General features: G+C 64.5%; 21 protein-coding genes. 16 read left to right on the top strand and 5 right to left on the bottom strand.

Translation table 11 applies throughout. The features are described 5' to 3' along the window. Positions 1-130 precede the first annotated feature (130 nt). From DAEP_RS0106350 to DAEP_RS0106330, 5 genes are all read left to right on the top strand, one after another. Complete coding sequence (locus DAEP_RS0106350) at positions 131-802, top strand: hypothetical protein (protein WP_027244062.1); 672 nt, start codon at positions 131-133, stop codon at positions 800-802. A gap of 52 nt (positions 803-854) precedes the next feature. After that, complete coding sequence (locus tag DAEP_RS0106345; RefSeq protein WP_027244061.1) at positions 855-2,177, top strand: PQQ-like beta-propeller repeat protein; 1,323 nt, start codon at positions 855-857, stop codon at positions 2,175-2,177. Between the two features lie 72 nt (positions 2,178-2,249). Next, positions 2,250-3,713 (top strand): ribosome biogenesis GTPase Der, encoded by a 1,464-nt coding sequence (gene der, locus DAEP_RS0106340; protein ID WP_027244060.1) that lies wholly within the window; start codon positions 2,250-2,252, stop codon positions 3,711-3,713. A gap of 320 nt (positions 3,714-4,033) precedes the next feature. Next, positions 4,034-4,987, top strand: a complete 954-nt coding sequence (locus tag DAEP_RS0106335) for a fatty acid desaturase (RefSeq protein WP_027244059.1) — start codon at positions 4,034-4,036, stop codon at positions 4,985-4,987. Positions 4,988-5,056: 69 nt separating this feature from the next. Further along, positions 5,057-5,620 carry a helix-hairpin-helix domain-containing protein gene (locus DAEP_RS0106330; RefSeq protein ID WP_027244058.1) on the top strand — a complete coding sequence of 188 codons (564 nt, stop codon included), beginning with the start codon at positions 5,057-5,059 and terminating at the stop codon, positions 5,618-5,620. A 70-nt stretch (positions 5,621-5,690) separates the two neighbouring features. Here DAEP_RS0106330 and serS read toward each other — a convergent pair whose 3' ends face one another. Together serS and DAEP_RS0106320 are read right to left on the bottom strand one after the other, a co-directional pair. Then, positions 5,691-6,983 (bottom strand): serine--tRNA ligase, encoded by a 1,293-nt coding sequence (gene serS / locus DAEP_RS0106325; RefSeq protein WP_027244057.1) that lies wholly within the window; start codon positions 6,981-6,983, stop codon positions 5,691-5,693. A gap of 170 nt (positions 6,984-7,153) precedes the next feature. Further along, complete coding sequence (locus DAEP_RS0106320; RefSeq protein ID WP_008556783.1) at positions 7,154-7,570, bottom strand: SET domain-containing protein; 417 nt, start codon at positions 7,568-7,570, stop codon at positions 7,154-7,156. Between the two features lie 311 nt (positions 7,571-7,881). Here DAEP_RS0106320 and yajC point away from each other — a divergent pair, with 311 nt between their 5' ends. The 10 genes from yajC to DAEP_RS0106270 all read left to right on the top strand — a co-directional run bounded on the left by yajC (position 7,882) and on the right by DAEP_RS0106270 (position 14,762). Beyond that, positions 7,882-8,166: a preprotein translocase subunit YajC gene (gene yajC / locus DAEP_RS0106315; protein WP_008556864.1), complete on the top strand. Its 285-nt coding sequence runs from the start codon at positions 7,882-7,884 to the stop codon at positions 8,164-8,166. Between the two features lie 33 nt (positions 8,167-8,199). Continuing rightward, a complete protein-coding gene (secD, locus tag DAEP_RS0106310) occupies positions 8,200-9,861 on the top strand; it encodes a protein translocase subunit SecD (RefSeq protein ID WP_008557979.1) in 1,662 nt (553 codons plus the stop codon). 1 nt (position 9,862) lies between these two features. Next, the gene (gene secF / locus DAEP_RS0106305; RefSeq protein WP_008553242.1) at positions 9,863-10,831 is read left to right on the top strand and encodes a protein translocase subunit SecF; all 969 of its coding nucleotides are present in this window, start codon (positions 9,863-9,865) and stop codon (positions 10,829-10,831) included. Then, the gene (locus DAEP_RS0106300) at positions 10,824-11,576 is read left to right on the top strand and encodes a TSUP family transporter (RefSeq protein ID WP_027244056.1); all 753 of its coding nucleotides are present in this window, start codon (positions 10,824-10,826) and stop codon (positions 11,574-11,576) included. The genes secF and DAEP_RS0106300 overlap by 8 nt, the downstream gene beginning before the upstream one ends. Positions 11,577-11,587: 11 nt before the next feature. Continuing rightward, a complete protein-coding gene (locus DAEP_RS0106295) occupies positions 11,588-11,941 on the top strand; it encodes an Mth938-like domain-containing protein (protein ID WP_027244055.1) in 354 nt (117 codons plus the stop codon). Positions 11,942-12,029: 88 nt separating this feature from the next. After that, positions 12,030-12,644, top strand: a complete 615-nt coding sequence (ccmA, locus tag DAEP_RS0106290) for a heme ABC exporter ATP-binding protein CcmA (RefSeq protein ID WP_027244054.1) — start codon at positions 12,030-12,032, stop codon at positions 12,642-12,644. Further along, positions 12,641-13,297, top strand: coding sequence for a heme exporter protein CcmB (gene ccmB / locus DAEP_RS0106285; protein ID WP_008556633.1), 657 nt, complete (start codon positions 12,641-12,643; stop codon positions 13,295-13,297). Before ccmA ends, ccmB begins: the two co-directional genes overlap by 4 nt. Before the next feature lie 46 nt (positions 13,298-13,343). After that, complete coding sequence (locus tag DAEP_RS0106280; protein ID WP_008554610.1) at positions 13,344-14,075, top strand: heme ABC transporter permease; 732 nt, start codon at positions 13,344-13,346, stop codon at positions 14,073-14,075. Further along, a complete protein-coding gene (ccmD, locus tag DAEP_RS0106275) occupies positions 14,075-14,230 on the top strand; it encodes a heme exporter protein CcmD (RefSeq protein ID WP_008556119.1) in 156 nt (51 codons plus the stop codon). The genes DAEP_RS0106280 and ccmD overlap by 1 nt, the downstream gene beginning before the upstream one ends. Beyond that, complete coding sequence (locus DAEP_RS0106270) at positions 14,223-14,762, top strand: DsbE family thiol:disulfide interchange protein (protein ID WP_027244052.1); 540 nt, start codon at positions 14,223-14,225, stop codon at positions 14,760-14,762. The genes ccmD and DAEP_RS0106270 overlap by 8 nt, the downstream gene beginning before the upstream one ends. Before the next feature lie 15 nt (positions 14,763-14,777). On the opposite strand, the gene DAEP_RS0106265 is transcribed toward DAEP_RS0106270, so the two are convergent. The 3 genes from DAEP_RS0106265 to DAEP_RS0106255 all read right to left on the bottom strand — a co-directional run bounded on the left by DAEP_RS0106265 (position 14,778) and on the right by DAEP_RS0106255 (position 15,856). Beyond that, positions 14,778-15,071 (bottom strand): putative quinol monooxygenase, encoded by a 294-nt coding sequence (locus DAEP_RS0106265; RefSeq protein ID WP_027244051.1) that lies wholly within the window; start codon positions 15,069-15,071, stop codon positions 14,778-14,780. Between the two features lie 73 nt (positions 15,072-15,144). Then, positions 15,145-15,483, bottom strand: coding sequence for a DOPA 4,5-dioxygenase family protein (locus DAEP_RS0106260; protein ID WP_027244050.1), 339 nt, complete (start codon positions 15,481-15,483; stop codon positions 15,145-15,147). Between the two features lie 88 nt (positions 15,484-15,571). Next, positions 15,572-15,856, bottom strand: a complete 285-nt coding sequence (locus DAEP_RS0106255; RefSeq protein ID WP_008556115.1) for an antibiotic biosynthesis monooxygenase — start codon at positions 15,854-15,856, stop codon at positions 15,572-15,574. A 263-nt stretch (positions 15,857-16,119) separates the two neighbouring features. Between DAEP_RS0106255 and DAEP_RS23275 the strand changes: the two genes are divergently transcribed. After that, positions 16,120-16,905, top strand: coding sequence for a substrate-binding periplasmic protein (locus tag DAEP_RS23275; RefSeq protein WP_027244049.1), 786 nt, complete (start codon positions 16,120-16,122; stop codon positions 16,903-16,905). Positions 16,906-16,965: the final 60 nt, after the last annotated feature.

Below are 16,965 nucleotides of genomic sequence, written 5' to 3'. Positions count from 1 at the left end.
CGGCGTGAATACGGATGTTTCTGATGCAAACGGGCCACTTGGCTTGGCGTTTGAGCCGGGGTAAGAGGGGCGCGACGCATTCAATACCGGCAGGGGCGCAGGTCCGGGCCGCGCATACCAGGGGCTTTTCATGAGCGACACCGACAGCTTTATCGACGAGGTGACCGAAGAGGTCCGCCGTGACCGGCTCTTCCTGATGCTGAAGCGCTATGGCTGGATCGGCGGCGTGGCAGTGGCGCTGATCGTCGGCGGCGCGGCGTTTCGCGAATACAACAAGGCGCAGGAGCGTGCGGCGGCAGAGGATCTGGGCGACCAGATCACAGCGGCGCTGAAGGTTGAGGGCAGCGAAGATCAGGCCGCGGCGCTGGCGGCGGTGACAGCCCCTGGTGCCGGCGGCCACGCGATCGCTGCGATGCTGGAAGCGGCCGCGCTGGCCGAAGCAGGCAAGACCGCCGAGGCGGCCGCCCGGCTGGAGGCCGTGGCCATTGATGGCGAGCTGCCGCTGATCTACCGCCATATTGCCAGCTTCAAGGCGCTGTCGCTGCAGGCGGAGACCCTCAGCGTGGCGGACCGCCGCCTGCAATATGAAGCCCTTGCGCAGCCCGGCGCGCCGCTGGCGCTGCTGGCGTCCGAGCAGCTGGCGCTGCTGGACATCGAAGACGGCAACAACGACGCCGCGATTGCCCGGCTGCGGGAGATCGCGGCCGATGCCGCCGTAAGCGGAGACTTGAAAGACCGGGCATCTCAGGTGATTGTGGCGCTCGGCGGCTCCCTCGAGGGGGACGCTGCGCCAGAGGGGTAGGGCGCTCCGCGGATGGGAACTTGCGGAAGACTACGGCAGACAGGGCAGGGCAATGACAATAACCAAGACTTTCTCCCGGGCACGGGGTCTTCTGTGCACAACCGCAGCTTTGGCCGTGCTGGCCGCCTGCGGGGAAGAGGAAATCATTCTGCGCGGCGAGCGCGAGGATATCCGGCCCGGCGCCTCCGTGGAGGTGGTCAACCAGGCCCGTCCCATTTCGCTGCCCGCGCAGACCGCCAATGCGGAGTGGGCCCAGGGCCATGGCGCCGAGGCGGGCCGCACTGCGCATCCGGCGCTTTCTGCCGCGCCGCAGCGCATCTGGTCTGCCCCGATCGGTGAGGGCGACAGCCGCCGCCAGCGCATCACCGCGACGCCCGTGGCCGGCGGCGGCCGCATCTTCACCCTGGACAGCGGCGCGCGGGTGTCCGCGGTTTCGCCGCAGGGCCAGGTGCTGTGGCAAAGCGACCTGATCCCGGCGGCGGATGACGAGGGGCAGGCGACAGGCGGCGGGTTGGCCTATGACAACGGCGTTTTGTATGTCTCTTCCGGCTTCGGGGTGCTGACGGCGCTGAACGCCGCGGACGGCCGCCTGATCTGGCGGCAGGAACTGGAGGCCACCGGCTCCGGCCAGCCGCGGGTCAGCGGCGGGCTGGTCTATCTGGTGGCGGGCGATGACACCGGCTGGGCGGTCAACGCCAAGGACGGCCGCATCGCCTGGCAAATCGAAGCCTCGCCCTCCGCCGCCAACGTCCTGGGCGCGCCGGCGCCCGTGGTCACAAATGATCTTGCCATCTTTGCCTTTGGCTCCGGCGATCTGATCGCCACCTTCCGCCGCGGCGGCCTGCGCCGCTGGAGCGCGTCGGTGGCCGGCCAGCGCGTCGGCCAGACCCTGTCGCGGATCAGCGATGTGACCGGCGCGCCGGTGGTTGCGGGCAAACGTCTGTATGCAGGCAACAACTCGGGCCGCACCGTTGCCATCGACCTGGACACCGGCGACCGCCTGTGGACCGCGCGCGAAGGCGCGTCCGGTCCCGCCTGGCCCGCGGGCGGCAGCCTGTTTCAGGTGAGCGACCTCAACCAGCTGCTGCGTCTGGACGCGGGCACGGGCGAGGTGATCTGGGCCGTGGACCTGCCGGGCTATGTTAAGGACAAGCCGGGCAAGCGCGGCAAGATCTATGTGCATCACGGCCCGGTTCTGGCAGGCGGGCAGATCGTGCTGGCCTCCAATGACGGGCTGCTGCGGTTCTTCAACCCGGTGAACGGCAGCCTGACCCGGACCGCGGAAGTGCCGGGCGGCGCCACCACCGCGCCGGTGGTTGCGGGACGCACGCTCTATGTGGTTTCCTCCAACGGTGATTTGCTGGCATACCGCTGATCCGTGTTTGCGGGTGGCGGATGCCGCGCGAATGCGCTATGAGCCGCGTCTGAATCGCAGAAAGCTGGTCCGATGTCTTTTACCCTCGCCATCGTGGGCCGTCCCAATGTGGGCAAGTCCACCCTGTTCAACCGCCTTGTGGGCAAGAAGCTGGCCCTGGTCGACGACCAGCCGGGCGTGACGCGCGATCTGCGCGAGGGCGAGGCGCGGCTGGGGGATCTGCGCTTTACCGTGATCGACACTGCCGGTCTGGAAGACGCCACCGACAACTCGCTGGAGGGCCGCATGCGCCGCCTGACAGAGCGGGCGGTGGATATGGCCGACATCTGCCTGTTCATGATTGACGCCCGCACCGGGATCACCCCGACCGACGAGATCTTCGCCGACATCCTGCGCCGCAAGTCCGCGCATGTGATCCTGGCCGCCAACAAGGCCGAGGGCAACGCCGCCGAGGCCGGCGTGCTGGAGGCCTATGGCCTGGGCCTGGGCGAGCCGCTGCGCCTGTCGGGCGAGCACGGCGAGGGTATGCCGGACCTTTACGGCATCCTGCAGCCGCTGGCGGAGAAGTTCGAGGCGGAGGCCGTGGATCATTCGCCGGACACCGATGTCGAGGTCTATGAAGAGATCGGCGAGGATGAGGAAGAGGTGGTTCCGGTTCCGACCGACGCCAAGCCGCTTCAGGTCGCCGTGGTGGGCCGCCCGAACGCGGGCAAATCGACCCTGATCAACAAGATCCTGGGCGAGGAGCGGCTGCTGACCGGGCCTGAGGCCGGGATCACCCGCGATGCGATCTCGCTCAAGATCAATTGGAACGGCGTGCCGATGCGGGTGTTTGACACCGCCGGCATGCGCAAGAAGGCCAAGGTGCAGGAGAAGCTGGAAAAGCTCTCGGTTTCCGACGGCCTGCGCGCGGTCAAGTTCGCCGAGGTCGTGGTGGTGCTGCTGGACGCGAGCATCCCGTTTGAACAGCAGGACCTGCGGATTGCCGACCTGGCCGAGCGCGAGGGGCGCGCGGTTGTGGTGGCGGTGAACAAATGGGACGCCGAAGAGCACAAGCAGGACAAGCTGCGCGACCTCAAGGAAGCCTTCGGGCGCCTGCTGCCGCAGCTGCGCGGCGCGCCGCTGGTGACGGTCTCGGCCAAGACCGGCAAGGGGCTGGACCGGCTGCAAGACGCGATCATGCGCGCCTACGCAACCTGGAACCGGCGTGTCCCCACCGCGGCGCTGAACCGCTGGCTGGTTGGCATGCTGGAGCAGCACCCGCCGCCAGCGCCGCAGGGCAAGCGGATCAAGCTGCGCTACATCACCCAGGCCAAGAGCCGCCCGCCGGGGTTTGTGGTGATGTGCTCGCATCCCGACAAGCTGCCGGAAAGCTATACCCGCTATCTGGTCAACGGCTTGCGCGAAGATTTCGACATGCCGGGCACGCCGATCCGCCTCTATATGCGCGGGCAGGGGGACAAGAACCCCTATAAAGGCAAGCGGGCCAAGAACGCCGGAGCCCTGGCCAAGCACCTGAACAAGCGCGGCAACTGACGCGGCGGACGCGGGCGGCTCCCGCCCGGCCTCGCGGCATTCATAGAATACCTTGGCCCGTTGGGCCCGGCGCCGCCCTCACGGGCGGCGCTTTTCCGTTGCGCCCGGTTCGGCTGCCGCGGCTTCGGCGGCGCTCCGCCGTGCCGCGCTGACCGCGACAGGCTTGTTTCATCACGCGCGGCAGAGTGATACCCTTAGGGTTGAGGCGTCTGGACGCGGCCATCTTGCTTTTGAAACGGCCGGGATTATCTCAGTTTAATCTTCGGCGGGCTGCGCCGTTCTTCGCATGCCTGTCACATCGCGCATTTATGGAAGAATTCATGGATCTGAGGGCACACACGCGCAAGTTCACCGAAAAGGACAACTGTCTGGCATCGCTCAGCTATTTCGGGACATTTGCAGTCTATTTCCTGTCGCTTTATCTGGCCGTCGCCCATGCGGACCGCTGGTATGTAATGCTGCCTGCGGGGGTGGTTTTCGCCTTTGCCGCGGTGCGGCTCTACGTGCTGCAGCATGACACCGGGCACCACTCGCTGTTTGAGACACGCCTGCAGAATGAGATCGCGGGCCATGTGCTGTCGCCCTTCACCTTTGCGCCTTTTGAAGTGATGAAGCAGAACCACAACCTGCATCACTCCAACATCGGCAATCTGGAGCACCGAGAAACCGGCGAGATTCACACCATGACGGTGCGGGAGTGGAAGGCAGCCGGGGTCTGGGAGCGGCTGGGCTACCGGCTCTACCGCAACCCGTTTGTGCTGGTGCCGCTGGGCTCGGCCTTCACCTATTTCATCCGCTACCGCTGGCCCAAGAACACCGTGCGTTTCGGGGTCTGGGGCGTGCTCCTGCACAATCTGGTGATCGTGGCAATGCTGGCGCTGCTTTACTGGGCGGCGGGGATGACCGGCATCTGGGTGTGGCTGGCGTTTTCCTTCCTCGGCGGCATGATCGGGGTGTTCCTGGTCTACCTGCAGCACAATTTCGAGGACACCTACTGGGACCGCCGCCCGGATCTGAACCCGCAAGTGGCGGCGCTGCAGGGATCGTCCTGCCTGGATTTCGGCTGGTTCTTCGACATGGCGGTGGCGAATATCACCCTGCACGACATCCACCATTACAACGCGCGCATTCCGTCCTACCGGCTGCGGCAGTGCCATTACAGCCTGCCGCCGGAGCTGGGTCTGCGCCGGATCAAGTTCCCGGAAGCGGTGCGGGCGCTGACGCTCAAGCTTTGGGATGAAGACAAAAAATGCCTGGTGCCCTTTCCTGCCTAGGCGGAGCCGTGCCATTCCTGCGCCGGGATTTGGAAATTAAAGCGATGAACAGAAGGGAATAGATCAGGCATGACACCAATTCAAAAGCTGCGCGGAGTCGGGCCGGTGCTGGCCAAGCTGCTGAAGGACCATGGCGTGCGTTCCGTCGAAGACCTGGCCGGGATGGATGACGCTGGCCTGCGCGGCATTCCGGGTATCGGCGCAAGCCGCGCGGCAGCGTTGACGGCCTTGGCCGGCGAAGCTGCGGACACCGGACCGCAGGACCGTGCGGGGCAGGATGCCGCCGTCAAGCCGGTGAATGGCAATGCTGCCCCCGGCACGGGCGGCGGTCAGGCGGATGCCTCGCAGGCGCAGTCCTCGCAGGATGAGATGGACAGGAAGCTTGCCGAAGCCGAAGCGGCCCGCGAGGCAGCGGAGGAGAAGGCGGCAAAAGCCAAGGCCAAGGCCGCCAAGGCCAAGCGCAAGGCCGCCAATCTGTCGGAGGAGTTTGCGGCCGCAAAGATCAAGGCCAAGCTGAAGGCCAAGAAGGTGAAGGCCAAGGCCAAGAAGGCCATCGAAAAGGAGAAGGCCAAGGCGCAGGCGATCCTGGAGGGGAAGACCGGCGAGAAGAAAAAGAAGAAGGCGAAGAAGTAACGTCTGGCCTTAGATCCAAAAAAAACCGGCGCCAGATGGCGCCGGTATTCTTGTTTCCGGCTGGGTTGGGTCAGACCAGCTCGCCCTCGGCGCTCAGAGTCAGCTTGCCGCCAAGGTAGGGCGCCAGAACCTCGGGCAGCTTGACCGAACCGTCGGCCTGCTGGCCGTTTTCCAGCACGGCGATCAGGCAGCGCCCGACGGCCAGGCCGGAGCCGTTCAGCGTGTGCACGAACTGCGGCTTGCCGCCATCCGCGGGTTTGAAGCGCGCATTCATCCGGCGGGCCTGGAAGTCACCGCAGACCGAGACCGAGGAGATCTCGCGGTAGGTGTTTTGGCCCGGCACCCAGACCTCGATGTCGTGGGTCTTGCGGGCGCCAAAGCCCATGTCGCCAGTGCACAGGACGATGGTGCGGTAGGGCAGGCCCAGACGCTCCAGAATGTCCTCGGCGCAGCGGGTCATGCGCTCATGCTCCTCGATGCTCTTGTCCGGATGGGTGACAGAGACCATTTCGACCTTCTCGAACTGGTGCTGGCGCAGCATGCCGGCGGTGTCCTTGCCGGCCGAGCCAGCCTCGGAACGGAAGCACTGGGTGTGCGCCACATAGCGGCGCGGCAGGTAGCTTTCGTCAACCGTCAGGCCGTTCACGATATTGGTCAGCGTGACCTCCGCCGTCGGCACCAGCCACCAGCCGTCGGTGGTCTTGTAGCTGTCCTCGCCGAACTTGGGCAGCTGGCTGGTGCCGTACATCATTTCCTCGCGCACCAGCACCGGGGTCCAGGTTTCCGTCAGACCGTTCTCGTCCACATGGGTGTTGATCATGAACTGCGCCAGCGCCCGGTGGATGCGGGCCACCGCACCGGACAGCACCACGAAACGGCTGCCCGACAGCTTGGCCGCAACCTCGAAATCCATGCCCGGCTTCACGCCTTCGATTTCGAAATGCTCCTTGGCCTCGAACTCCAGCGCCTTCGGCTCGCCCCAGCGGCGGATTTCGACGTTGTCGTCCTCGTCCGCCCCGTCCGGCACATCGTCGAAAGGCAGGTTCGGAATGGTGGCCAGCATGTCGTTCAACTGCTGGTCCAGTTCCTTTGCCTCGGTGTTCATGGCTGCCACTTCAGCCTTTTTCTCGGCCACCAGCGCGCGCAGGCGCTCAAATTCGGCCTCATCGCCGCGGCCTTTGGCAGCACCAACTTCCTTGGAGGCCTTGTTCTGCTCAGCTTGCGCAGTTTCCGCAGCGAGGATCTTGGCGCGGCGCGCCTCGTCCAGCGCGAGAATCCCGGATGACACGCCCGCATCCCCGCGCCGCGCCACAGCGGCGTCGAAGGCGGCAGGATTTTCGCGGATAGCGCGGATGTCATGCATGAGAGTCTCTCCTAGCGTTGCAAACAATTGAATCAGTAGGCCCATCCTATGACGCAAGGGTGAACAAAGGGGAAGGGGGGCGTGCGGTCTGTCTGCAACAGGGAGCGCCGGTCACAGCCCGCTGGCTGCGGAATTGCAAAGGCCGGGTGCTGGACCCGGCCTCACTTGGCTTATTCCGCGGCCATCGGCAGCGTATGCACGTGATGCCGCGGCGGCTGCATGCGGATTTCGCCGGTCAGGAAGTCGGAATAGTCGAAAGTCAATTCCGTGCCAGCCGGAACATTGGCCAGCGCCCGGCCCCATACGCCGTCGGAGAAATCGAGGTTCGGGTACATGGAGTGGTTCAGAAAACGCCCTTCGTCGCATTGCAGGATCAGGTAGCCCGGGCGGCAGGGATCCGGGAAGCTGTAGCGTTCCAGGAACTCCTTCATGTGCGGTTCGACATTGTCCAGCTTGCTCTCGGGGAAAGTGGTGTCGAGCATTCTGTCGTAACGCCAGACAATGTCGCCCTTTGTGATGTCGTCATGGCAGAAAACGCCCAGCCCTTCGATGGACGAGGGGGCGAGATAGCAGCGCACCATCATCATGCGCCTGTTCCTTCTGTCAGGAATGGCCGGGCCGCCATCCGGACCGGAAAGAGGGAGGCAAAGCCCCGCGCCTGGCGGCTTGCGCAAGGGAAAGCAAAGCGCCGAATCATGCTGTTTTGCAATCAAAATCCGCGTACGGGCGGTGCCTGCCGGAGTTTTCCTTCGCCGCCCGCCGGAGCCGGTGCTGCCGCGGCCTGCACTCCGCCCCTGCGGGGCTGCAGCGTTCCCTTGCAAACCCCCGGTCCAGCGCATAGGTTCCGCTGCAAATTTCCGGCGTGACACCCATGCCGCTTTGACAGAAGGAATATCCCATGGACGGTGGCGCAGTCGCCCAATTTCTCCCGCTTATCCTGATCTTCGCGATCATGTACTTCCTGCTGATCCGCCCGCAGCAGAAGAAGATGAAACAGCATCAGGCGATGGTGGACGGCCTGCGCCGCGGTGACCAGGTGGTGACCCAGGGCGGCGTGATCGGCAAGGTGGCCAAGGTCAAGGAAGACGGCGAAATCGAGGTGGAGATCGCCGAGGGCGTCAAGGTGCGCGTGGTCAAGGCGACCATTGCCCAGGTTCTGAACAAGACCGAGCCGGCAGCTTAAGCGCTCCTTGCAACTATCTGAAAAGGCAGGGCAATGCTGCAAATTGATCTCTGGAAGAGGGTGCTGATCTGGCTGGTATGCGCAGCTGGATTGATGCTTGCCCTGCCAAACGGGTTTTACACCCGCGTCGAACAGGCCAACGACGCGGCAGCCGACATTATCGCCAAGGGCGAAACGCCGGAGCGGCTGGAAACAGCGGGCCAGTGGCCGTCGTTCCTGCCGTCTGGCCTGGTGAACCTGGGCCTTGACCTGCGGGGCGGTGCGCATCTGCTGGCCGAAGTGCAGGTGGAAGACGTCTATGAGGCGCGCATGGACGCGCTGTGGCCGGAGGTGCGCGATGCGCTCAGGCCCGAGCGTGATACCGTCGGCACCTTCCGCCGCCAGCCGGGGCCTTCGGATGAGATTCGCCTGAAGCTCTCCAAACCCGATGGCATGGCCCGCGCGCTGGAAATCGTGCGCGGTCTGGCCAACCCGATCACCACCCTGACCGGCGTGGGCGACAACGACATCGAGGTTTCCGCGCAGGGCGACATCCTGGTGGTTCGCCTGAGCGAGGCGGAGAAGATCGCCTCGGACGACCGCACCGTGCGCCAGTCCTTGGAAATCGTGCGCCGCCGCATCGACGAGGTCGGCACCCGCGAGCCGACCATCCAGCGCCAGGGTGCGGACCGGATCCTGATCCAGGTGCCCGGCATCGGGTCCGCGTCGGAGCTGAAAGCGATCATCGGCACCACCGCGCAGCTGACCTTCAACCCGGTTGTGGGCCGCGGCAGCGATCCCGATGCCGCCCCCGGCATGGGCAACAAGGTAATCCCGTCGCTGGATGAGGAAGGGGCCTATTACACCATCGAGGCCGCCGCCGTTGTGACCGGCGAGGACCTGGTGGATGCCCAGCCCTCCTATGACCAGAACGGCCGCCCGGCGGTGACCTTCCGCTTCAACACCTCCGGCGCGCGCCGCTTTGGCGACTACACGGCCGAAAACATCGGCTCGCCCTTCGCGATCGTGCTGGACGACGAGGTGGTCTCTGCCCCCGTGATCCAGTCGCACATCCCCGGCGGCTCCGGCATCATCACCGGCAACTTCACCATCGAGGAAAGCACTAACCTTGCCGTGCTGCTGCGCGCAGGCGCGCTGCCCGCCGGGCTGGAATTCCTGGAAGAGCGCACCATCGGCCCGGAACTGGGCCAGGACAGCATCGACGCCGGCAAGATTGCCACAATAGTCGCCTTTGTGGCAGTGCTGGTGTTCATGGGCCTCAGCTATGGCCTGTTCGGCCTGTTTGCCAATGTGGCGCTGATCCTGAACATCGCGCTGATCTTCGGTATGCTCAGCCTGATCGGCGGCACCCTGACGCTGCCGGGCATCGCGGGCATCGTGCTGACAGTCGGTATGGCGGTCGACGCCAACGTGCTGATCTTCGAACGTATCCGCGAGGAGCTGAAATCGGGCCGCGGCCCGGCCAAGGCCATCGACGAAGGCTACTCCAAGGCGCTGAGCGCCATTCTCGACGCCAACATCACCACTTTCATCACTGCGGTGATCCTGTTCGCCATCGGCTCCGGCCCGGTGCGCGGCTTTGCGATCACCCTGGGCTTGGGCATTCTGACCTCGGTGTTCACCGCGATCTTTGTCACCCGCCTGATGATCGTCATGTGGTTTGAACGGCGCCGTCCGAAAACGATTGAGGTGTGATATGCGGCTGAGACTTGTTCCCGAAGAAACCTCATTCGATTTCTTCAAGCGCGCCAAGCTGTGGCTGGGCATTTCCGCCCTGATGATGGTGGTGGCGATGGTCTCCTTCCTGTGGCAGGGGCTGAACTTCGGCATCGACTTCCGCGGCGGCACCACCATCCGCACCGAGGCATCCGAAGTTGTGGATGTCGGCGCCTACCGCGACGCTCTGGCGGTGCATGAGCTGGGCGATGTGTCGATCACTGAGGTGTTCGACCCGTCGTTCGAGGAAGACCAGCACGTTGCCATGATCCGCATTCAGGCACAGGGCGACGGCGAGGCGATCTCCGGCGAGATGATCGAAACGCTGAAGACCTCGCTGGACGCCGTGGCGCCAGGCATCAAATTTGTCTCGGTCGAATCCGTCGGTCCCAAGGTCTCGGGCGAGCTGATCACCACGGCGGTGATAGCGGTCGCTTTGGCGATTGCGGCGGTGCTGGTCTACATCTGGCTGCGGTTCGAGTGGCAGTTTGCGCTCGGCGCGGTGGCCGCGCTGGTGCATGACGTTGTGCTGACCATCGGCGTGTTCTCGGAGCTGCAGATCCGTTTCGACCTGGCGATCATCGCGGCGCTGCTGACGATCGTTGGTTATTCGCTGAACGACACCGTGGTTGTGTTCGACCGGGTGCGCGAGAACCTGCGCCGCTACAAGCAGAAGGATCTGGCCGAGGTGCTGAACATCTCGATCAACGAAACCCTCAGCCGGACCGTGATGACCTCTGTCACCACGCTGCTGGCGCTGATCTCGCTGTATGTGCTGGGCGGCGACGTGATCCGCGGCTTTGTCTTCGCGATGATCTGGGGCGTTGTGGTCGGGACCTATTCGTCGGTCTTCGTGGCCTCCACCATCCTGCTGAAGCTGGGGGTGAAGCGCGACTGGTCGAAGCAGGCGAACACCACCGGCAACCAGTTCTCCAACATCGATGCTTGAGGCCTTTCAGGCAGCCCTGGACACACCGGGGCTGTTCTGGCTGTTCCTGACCATTGGAGCCGCGGGTCTTGTCCGCGGCTTCACTGGTTTTGGCACCGCGATGATCTTTGTCCCTGTCGGCGCGCAGTTTCTGCCCGCGGCGGATGTGGTGTTCCTGATGGTGCTGATGGGGGTGTTTTCCACCATCACCCTGTTCCCGCAGGCCTGGAGCACAGCCGACAAGGCAGAGGTCGGCGCGCTGGCAATGGCGGCGGCGGTCACGGTGCCTGGGGGTCTGTGGGTCATGTCGCAACTGGATGCCCTGACGCTGCGCTGGCTGGCTGCCGCGGTCATCGGCGTGACGCTGGCCGCTGTGATCTCCGGCTGGCGCTGGCAGGGGCGGCTGGGCTGGCCGGGACGGTTTGCCATCGGCGGCGCGGCCGGTGCGGTCGGCGGCATGACGGGTCTGACCGGGCCGGTCATCATCGTCTTTTACCTGGCCAATGTCCGCGACGTGGCACGGGTCCGGGCCAATACCATCGTGTTCCTTGCAGCGCTCGACGTGGTGATCGCCGCAAACCTGATCTTTGGCGGCATGGCCAGCCTCAAGGCGGTGGGTCTGGCCTGTCTGCTGGGCGTGCCTTACGTGATCACCACGCTCACCGGCAAGGCGCTGTTCGATCCCGGATTTGACAAGCTCTACCGCTTTGCCTCCTATTCCGTGATCGGGTTGGCCGTGGTATCCAGCCTCCCGGTGTTTGATTGAAAGGACCGCACATGCGCCTGAACGAAGTGAGCTATAGCGACGCGCAGCCGATTGACGGCTATGGCGCGGGGTTCTTCCGCATCGGCGGGCAGGTGCATCAGGGGGCGGTTCTGACGTCTGCGGCCGGCACCGCGGCCTGGGGCGGATTTGGCGATGCGGAGCCGCTGCTGGCGCTGGCCGGGGAGATTGACGTGCTGTTCATCGGCACCGGCGAAGAGATCGCCCATATCCCGGCAGAGCTGCGCACCGCGCTGGAGCAGGCCGGTCTGGGGGTGGAGGTCATGAATTCGCCTGCCGCCTGCCGCACGTACAATGTTCTGCTGTCAGAGGGCCGGCGGATCGCCATGGCGGCGCTGCCGGTCTGATATTGTGCAGAGTCGTTTGACCTGCCGCAAAGCGGGCCGCGGCTAAATGGTCTTTTCATGCGCGGGCACAATGGGATAAGCGGGCTTCATGACATTAAATGTGACGGATCTGAGCGTGGCCCGCGGAGGTGTCCCGGTGCTGGAGGGGCTGAGTTTTTCCCTGGCCCCCGGCAAGGCGCTGATCCTGCGCGGCCCCAACGGCATCGGCAAGACAACGCTGCTGCGCACCGTCGCGGGCCTGCAGCCGCCGCTGAGGGGGCAGGTGGAGGGTGCCGAGGACCAGATCGCCTATGCCGCCCATTCCGACGGGCTGAAGCCGACGCTGACGGTGGCGGAGAACCTGACCTTCTGGGCCAGCGTCTTTGGCCGTAACGGCATCGAACGGGCGCTGGATGGCTTTGACCTGCAAACCCTGCGCGACCGGCAAGCCGGTGCGCTGTCGGCAGGACAGAAACGCCGCCTGGGACTCAGCCGGATGCTGGTCACGGGCCGCCCGGTCTGGATCATGGATGAACCCACGGTGAGCCTCGACACGACATCGGTCGCGATGTTCGCAAACGCGGTGCGGGCGCATCTGGGGCAGGGCGGTTCGGCGCTGATTGCCACTCACATCGACCTGGGGCTGGAGGCAGACGTGCTGGATGTCGGCCCCTACAAGGCCAAGCCGCCGGAGATCGACGATTTTGACGGAGATTTCCTGTGATTGCGCTTCTCCTGCGGGATCTGAAGCTCGCCCTGCGTGCGGGCGGCGGCTTTGGCCTGGGCCTTGCGTTCTTTCTGATCGTGACCGTGATGGTGCCGTTCTCCGTCGGCCCGCAATCCGAGCTTTTGGCCCGCATTGCGCCGGGCGTGCTGTGGCTGGGGGCGCTGCTGGCGTGCCTGTTGTCGCTGGACCGGCTTCTGGCCTTGGATTGGGAGGACGGCTCGCTCGACCTGCTGGCCACCGCGCCGCTGCCCTTGGAAAGCACCGTTACGATCAAGGCGCTGGCCCATTGGATCACCACCGGGCTGCCGCTGGTGATGGCGGCGCCGGTGCTGGGGGTTCTGCTGAACCTTCCGGTTGCCGGTTTCCAATGGCTGGTGGTCTCGCTGCTGCTGGGCACGCCTGCGCTGTCGGTCATCGGCACCTTCGGCGCCGCGCTGACGGTGGGGCTGAAGCGCGGCGGCCTGCTGATGTCCTTGCTGGTGATGCCGCTCTATGTGCCGACGCTGATCTTCGGCTCCGAGGTGGCCCGCCGCGGTGCCGAGGGTATGGCGGTGCAGACGCCGCTATTGCTGCTGGCCGGGATCTCGGCCGCTTCCATCGCGCTGCTGCCCTTTGCCAGTGCGGCCGTCCTGCGCGTCAATTTGCGCTAGGGTCCACCCAATTGAGAAACCCGAGAACAAGAGCTAAATAGCCACCATGTCGATCTGGGAATACGCCAACCCGAAGAAATTCCTGGCCACCACAGAAAAGGTGATGCCGGCCTTGTGGGCCGGCTCAGCGGTGCTGATCACCGTGGGGCTGGTCTGGGGCTTCTTCTTCACGCCTGATGACTACCGTCAGGGCTCTACCGTCAAGATCATCTTCCTGCACGTGCCCTCGGCGCTGATGGCGATCAACGCGTGGTTCATGATGCTGGTCACCTCGCTGGTCTGGGTGATCCGCCGCCACCATGTCAGCGCGCTGGCGGCCCGGGCTGCCGCGCCTGTGGGCGTGGTGATGACGGTGATTGCGCTGATCACCGGGGCAATCTGGGGCCAGCCGATGTGGGGCACCTGGTGGGCCTGGGATCCGCGGCTCACGTCCTTTTTGGTGCTTTTCCTGTTCTACCTTGGCTACATCGCCCTGTGGGAGGCAATCGACAACCCGGATACCGCCGCTGACCTCACCTCGATCCTGTGCCTGGTGGGCTCGGTGTTCGCGGTGCTCAGCCGCTACGCGGTGAACTTCTGGAACCAGGGGCTGCACCAGGGCGCGTCGCTGTCGCTGGACAAGAAGGAGAACGTCGCCGATGCCTTTTCCAACCCTCTGTATGTCTGCATGGCGGGGTTTGTGCTGTTGTTCATCGCGCTTGTGTTCTACCGCACCGGAACTGAAATCCGCGCCCGCCGCATCAAGGCACTGATGGCGCGCGAACGGCTGGAGGCCTGATGCCCGATCTTGGAAAATACGCCGATACGGTGCTGTCGGCCTACGCCGCATCGCTGCTTTTGCTGGTGGCGCTGGTGGTGCTGACGATCTGGCGCGGCCGCAAGGTCCGCCGGGAGATGGAAACCCTGGAAAGCCGGGTGAAGCGCAATGGCTAAGATCTCTCCCTTGATGGCGGTCCCTGGCCTGGTGTTTGCAGGCTTTGTCGGCCTGGCGCTGGTGGGCATGTTCCGCGAAGACCCCAACAGCCTGCCCTCCGCGCGCGAAGGCCAGCCCGCGCCGCCGGTTGTCCTGGAAGAATTTCCGGGCAAGGAAATGTTCAGCGACGAAACCCTGCGTGACGGCAACGTGAAACTGGTGAACTACTGGGCCAGCTGGTGCGCGCCCTGCCGGGTGGAGCATCCGAACCTTGAGGCGCTGTCCAAGGAAGGCATCCCGATTTACGGCATCAACTACAAGGACCAGCTTGCCAATGCCGAGGCGTTCCTGAAGGAGCTCGGCGATCCCTACACGGCCATCGGCCGGGACGAGAAGGGGCGGATGGCAATCGACTGGGGCCTTTACGGCGTGCCGGAAACCTATGTGGTGGATGGCGAGGGCAAGATCGTGCTGCGCTTTGCTGGGCCTGTCACGCAGCGGGTGATCGAAAACACCCTGCGCCCGGCGATGGAGAAGGCCGCAGGCCGGTAACCGGGGCAGGGCGCTTCAGGCGCCCGTGCCCAAGGCAAAGCTCTTGAATCCCGGCTCCGCCGCCAGCAGCGTGTGAAGCTGCGCAAAATCTTCCTGTTTGGAGCGCCAGATCAGATAGTCGCTGAAAGCCTCGGCGGATTCCCAGCGCTGAAAGATGGCAATTTCGTTCCGGTCCGGGGCAAGCAGCGTGTCGGCTTGCAGGCAGCCGGGATACTCCCGGACCTGTTCCACCATCTGTTTCACCAGTACAGCCAGCCGGGTGTATTGCCCCGGCAGCGGCTGCAGCTCAATAATTACTGCCTCGGTCAAGGGAAGCTCCGCGAGTCAAAAGGGGCAGCGGCCTGGCCGTCTGCCCGGAAGTTTCTGCTGGAGGCGCCGCATATCAGCTGAAAATGCTGAGATCCAGAGGCAGTCCGGCCCCCAGCCAAATACCGTGATCGCGATGGTCCGCGAGCGCGTCGCCGGTTTCCGGATGGGCAAACACGATCAGCCCCTGGCGGTTCAGGGCCAGCCAGGGCAGCAGCCTGGCGAATTGCTCCGGGCTGGCGGCCAGCTGGCAGGACCACCTTGGATGCGGGCCAACGTTTTCCCGGTGCACCCGGCCCATCTGGACGCCGAACTCCCCGGCGGCCTGCTGGCAAAGGGCGCGGGCCTGTTCAGCGGTGGTTTCGCCGAAATAGACGTGGGCGTGATAGCCGGTGATGCTGCTGGTCTGTTTCATGAGCCCACTATTGCCGCGCCCGGCGCGGCGGGGCAATCTGCGGTTTGCGAACAGAGAGTGTGCAGGCGGCTGCAGGCCCGCGCAGGTCTTACGGCACAGAGTAAGTGCGGAAGTCCTGTTCGCGCCGCATCGTGGCGCTGCGGGCGTCCAGGTCGCCGCGTTCGGCGCGCCAGGTCAGGTAGCGGTCCAGGTGATCGTTTGATTCCCAGAAGTGGAACACAGCAATTTCATGGCGCGCGCGGTTGATGCCGGCATAGGCCTCGATACAGCCGGGAAAGCTCCGGGTCTCGCAGATCATTGCCGCCACCGCCTCAGCATGGTCTTCAAAAGTGTCTATGTCCGGATAAATAACGGCAAATGCGGCTTCTTTCATGCGTTCTGCGTGCGGCCTCTGAATGCGCCCTGAAAGGGAAAAGTTATATTCTGAATTTATGTTTACACAATATTAACCTTTGGTAAAGCAGCCGGCACTGCGGGAATCAGCAGCTTTTCGTGCCGGCGGGGGCCATGAATTGGCCAGCACGGGTGGCCCGGGGGCTCTTTCAATCTGCTGCGGAATGCTGCAGGATTTTATGGTTAAGAATTTCAGGGTTCCGCGGCACTGCGTGCCGGCCAAACATATTGTCCGGGAAAGAGATGAAAGCGATTGATCCCGCAAGGTTTTTGAGAACAAGCCTGGGCTGCGTTCTGGCCGCCTGCCTTTTTGCCGCAGCCGCGCGGGCGGAAACTGTCCTGACCTTCTGCTACGATCCTTATCCGCCCTACACATTGGGAACCGGCAGCATCCCGTCCGGCGGGCTGAAGGTGAACCTTCTGGACGCGGTGATGGAGCGGATAGACGGCCTCAGCGCGGTCACCGTTCTGCTGCCCTGGCAGCGCTGCCTCGCCCAGGCAAAGTCAGGCGAGGCAGACGGCATCCTGCCGCTGTTCAAGTCCCCGGAGCGCGAGGCGTTTCTGGCCTTCAGCGAACCCGTCTTTCAGCAGACAAGCACCCTCTGGTACAACCGGGACCGCTTTCCGGACGGGCTGGCATGGGGTGCGGGCTATGCCGGTGTGTCGCATCTGAAGCTGGGCATGGTGAACGGCAGCGTCATCGACCCGGAGATGGAAGCCGCGTTCAGCGCCCGCAACCGGATCGTCAAAAGCGGCGATGCGGCCGGTCTGATGCAAATGCTTCTGTTCGGCCAGCTGGATCTGATTGCAATCGACGACGCCGTGGGGCGGTACCACATCGGCCTGAATGGCTGGCAGAACCGGATTGCCGCCGTCGGGGAACCGGTTTCCAGCCGTATGTCGCACTTCGGGCTGTCCCGGGCCAGCGGTGCAGCGGCCTATCTGGAAGAGTTCGACCGCGCAATCAGGGAGCTGAAGGCCGAAGCGGAGATCGGCCTGATCCTGCACAGCCGCAACTACAGCCACTAGCGGGGACCGCAGGGCAGTTCCTGACTGCAAGCAGACGCCGTATCCAATGGAAAAGGGCGC

The organism is Leisingera daeponensis DSM 23529, assembly GCF_000473145.1.
GTDB classification, from domain to species: domain Bacteria; phylum Pseudomonadota; class Alphaproteobacteria; order Rhodobacterales; family Rhodobacteraceae; genus Leisingera; species Leisingera daeponensis.
The sequence above is the reverse complement of the archived record's forward strand: the minus strand, read 5'-3'. Positions and strand labels throughout refer to the sequence as shown.

Bases quoted from the DNA above. Each gene is read 5' to 3' on its own strand.
- DAEP_RS0106350 (WP_027244062.1), top strand. From the start codon at position 131: ATGAGCGACACCGACAGCTTTATCGACGAGGTGACCGAAGAGGTCCGC.
- DAEP_RS0106345 (WP_027244061.1), top strand. From the start codon at position 855: ATGACAATAACCAAGACTTTCTCCCGGGCACGGGGTCTTCTGTGCACA.
- der (WP_027244060.1), top strand. From the start codon at position 2,250: ATGTCTTTTACCCTCGCCATCGTGGGCCGTCCCAATGTGGGCAAGTCC.
- DAEP_RS0106335 (WP_027244059.1), top strand. From the start codon at position 4,034: ATGGATCTGAGGGCACACACGCGCAAGTTCACCGAAAAGGACAACTGT.
- DAEP_RS0106330 (WP_027244058.1), top strand. From the start codon at position 5,057: ATGACACCAATTCAAAAGCTGCGCGGAGTCGGGCCGGTGCTGGCCAAG.
- serS (WP_027244057.1), bottom strand. From the start codon at position 6,983: ATGCATGACATCCGCGCTATCCGCGAAAATCCTGCCGCCTTCGACGCC.
- DAEP_RS0106320 (WP_008556783.1), bottom strand. From the start codon at position 7,570: ATGATGATGGTGCGCTGCTATCTCGCCCCCTCGTCCATCGAAGGGCTG.
- yajC (WP_008556864.1), top strand. From the start codon at position 7,882: ATGGACGGTGGCGCAGTCGCCCAATTTCTCCCGCTTATCCTGATCTTC.
- secD (WP_008557979.1), top strand. From the start codon at position 8,200: ATGCTGCAAATTGATCTCTGGAAGAGGGTGCTGATCTGGCTGGTATGC.
- secF (WP_008553242.1), top strand. From the start codon at position 9,863: ATGCGGCTGAGACTTGTTCCCGAAGAAACCTCATTCGATTTCTTCAAG.
- DAEP_RS0106300 (WP_027244056.1), top strand. From the start codon at position 10,824: ATGCTTGAGGCCTTTCAGGCAGCCCTGGACACACCGGGGCTGTTCTGG.
- DAEP_RS0106295 (WP_027244055.1), top strand. From the start codon at position 11,588: ATGCGCCTGAACGAAGTGAGCTATAGCGACGCGCAGCCGATTGACGGC.
- ccmA (WP_027244054.1), top strand. From the start codon at position 12,030: ATGACATTAAATGTGACGGATCTGAGCGTGGCCCGCGGAGGTGTCCCG.
- DAEP_RS0106280 (WP_008554610.1), top strand. From the start codon at position 13,344: ATGTCGATCTGGGAATACGCCAACCCGAAGAAATTCCTGGCCACCACA.
- ccmD (WP_008556119.1), top strand. From the start codon at position 14,075: ATGCCCGATCTTGGAAAATACGCCGATACGGTGCTGTCGGCCTACGCC.
- DAEP_RS0106270 (WP_027244052.1), top strand. From the start codon at position 14,223: ATGGCTAAGATCTCTCCCTTGATGGCGGTCCCTGGCCTGGTGTTTGCA.
- DAEP_RS0106260 (WP_027244050.1), bottom strand. From the start codon at position 15,483: ATGAAACAGACCAGCAGCATCACCGGCTATCACGCCCACGTCTATTTC.
- DAEP_RS0106255 (WP_008556115.1), bottom strand. From the start codon at position 15,856: ATGAAAGAAGCCGCATTTGCCGTTATTTATCCGGACATAGACACTTTT.
- DAEP_RS23275 (WP_027244049.1), top strand. From the start codon at position 16,120: ATGAAAGCGATTGATCCCGCAAGGTTTTTGAGAACAAGCCTGGGCTGC.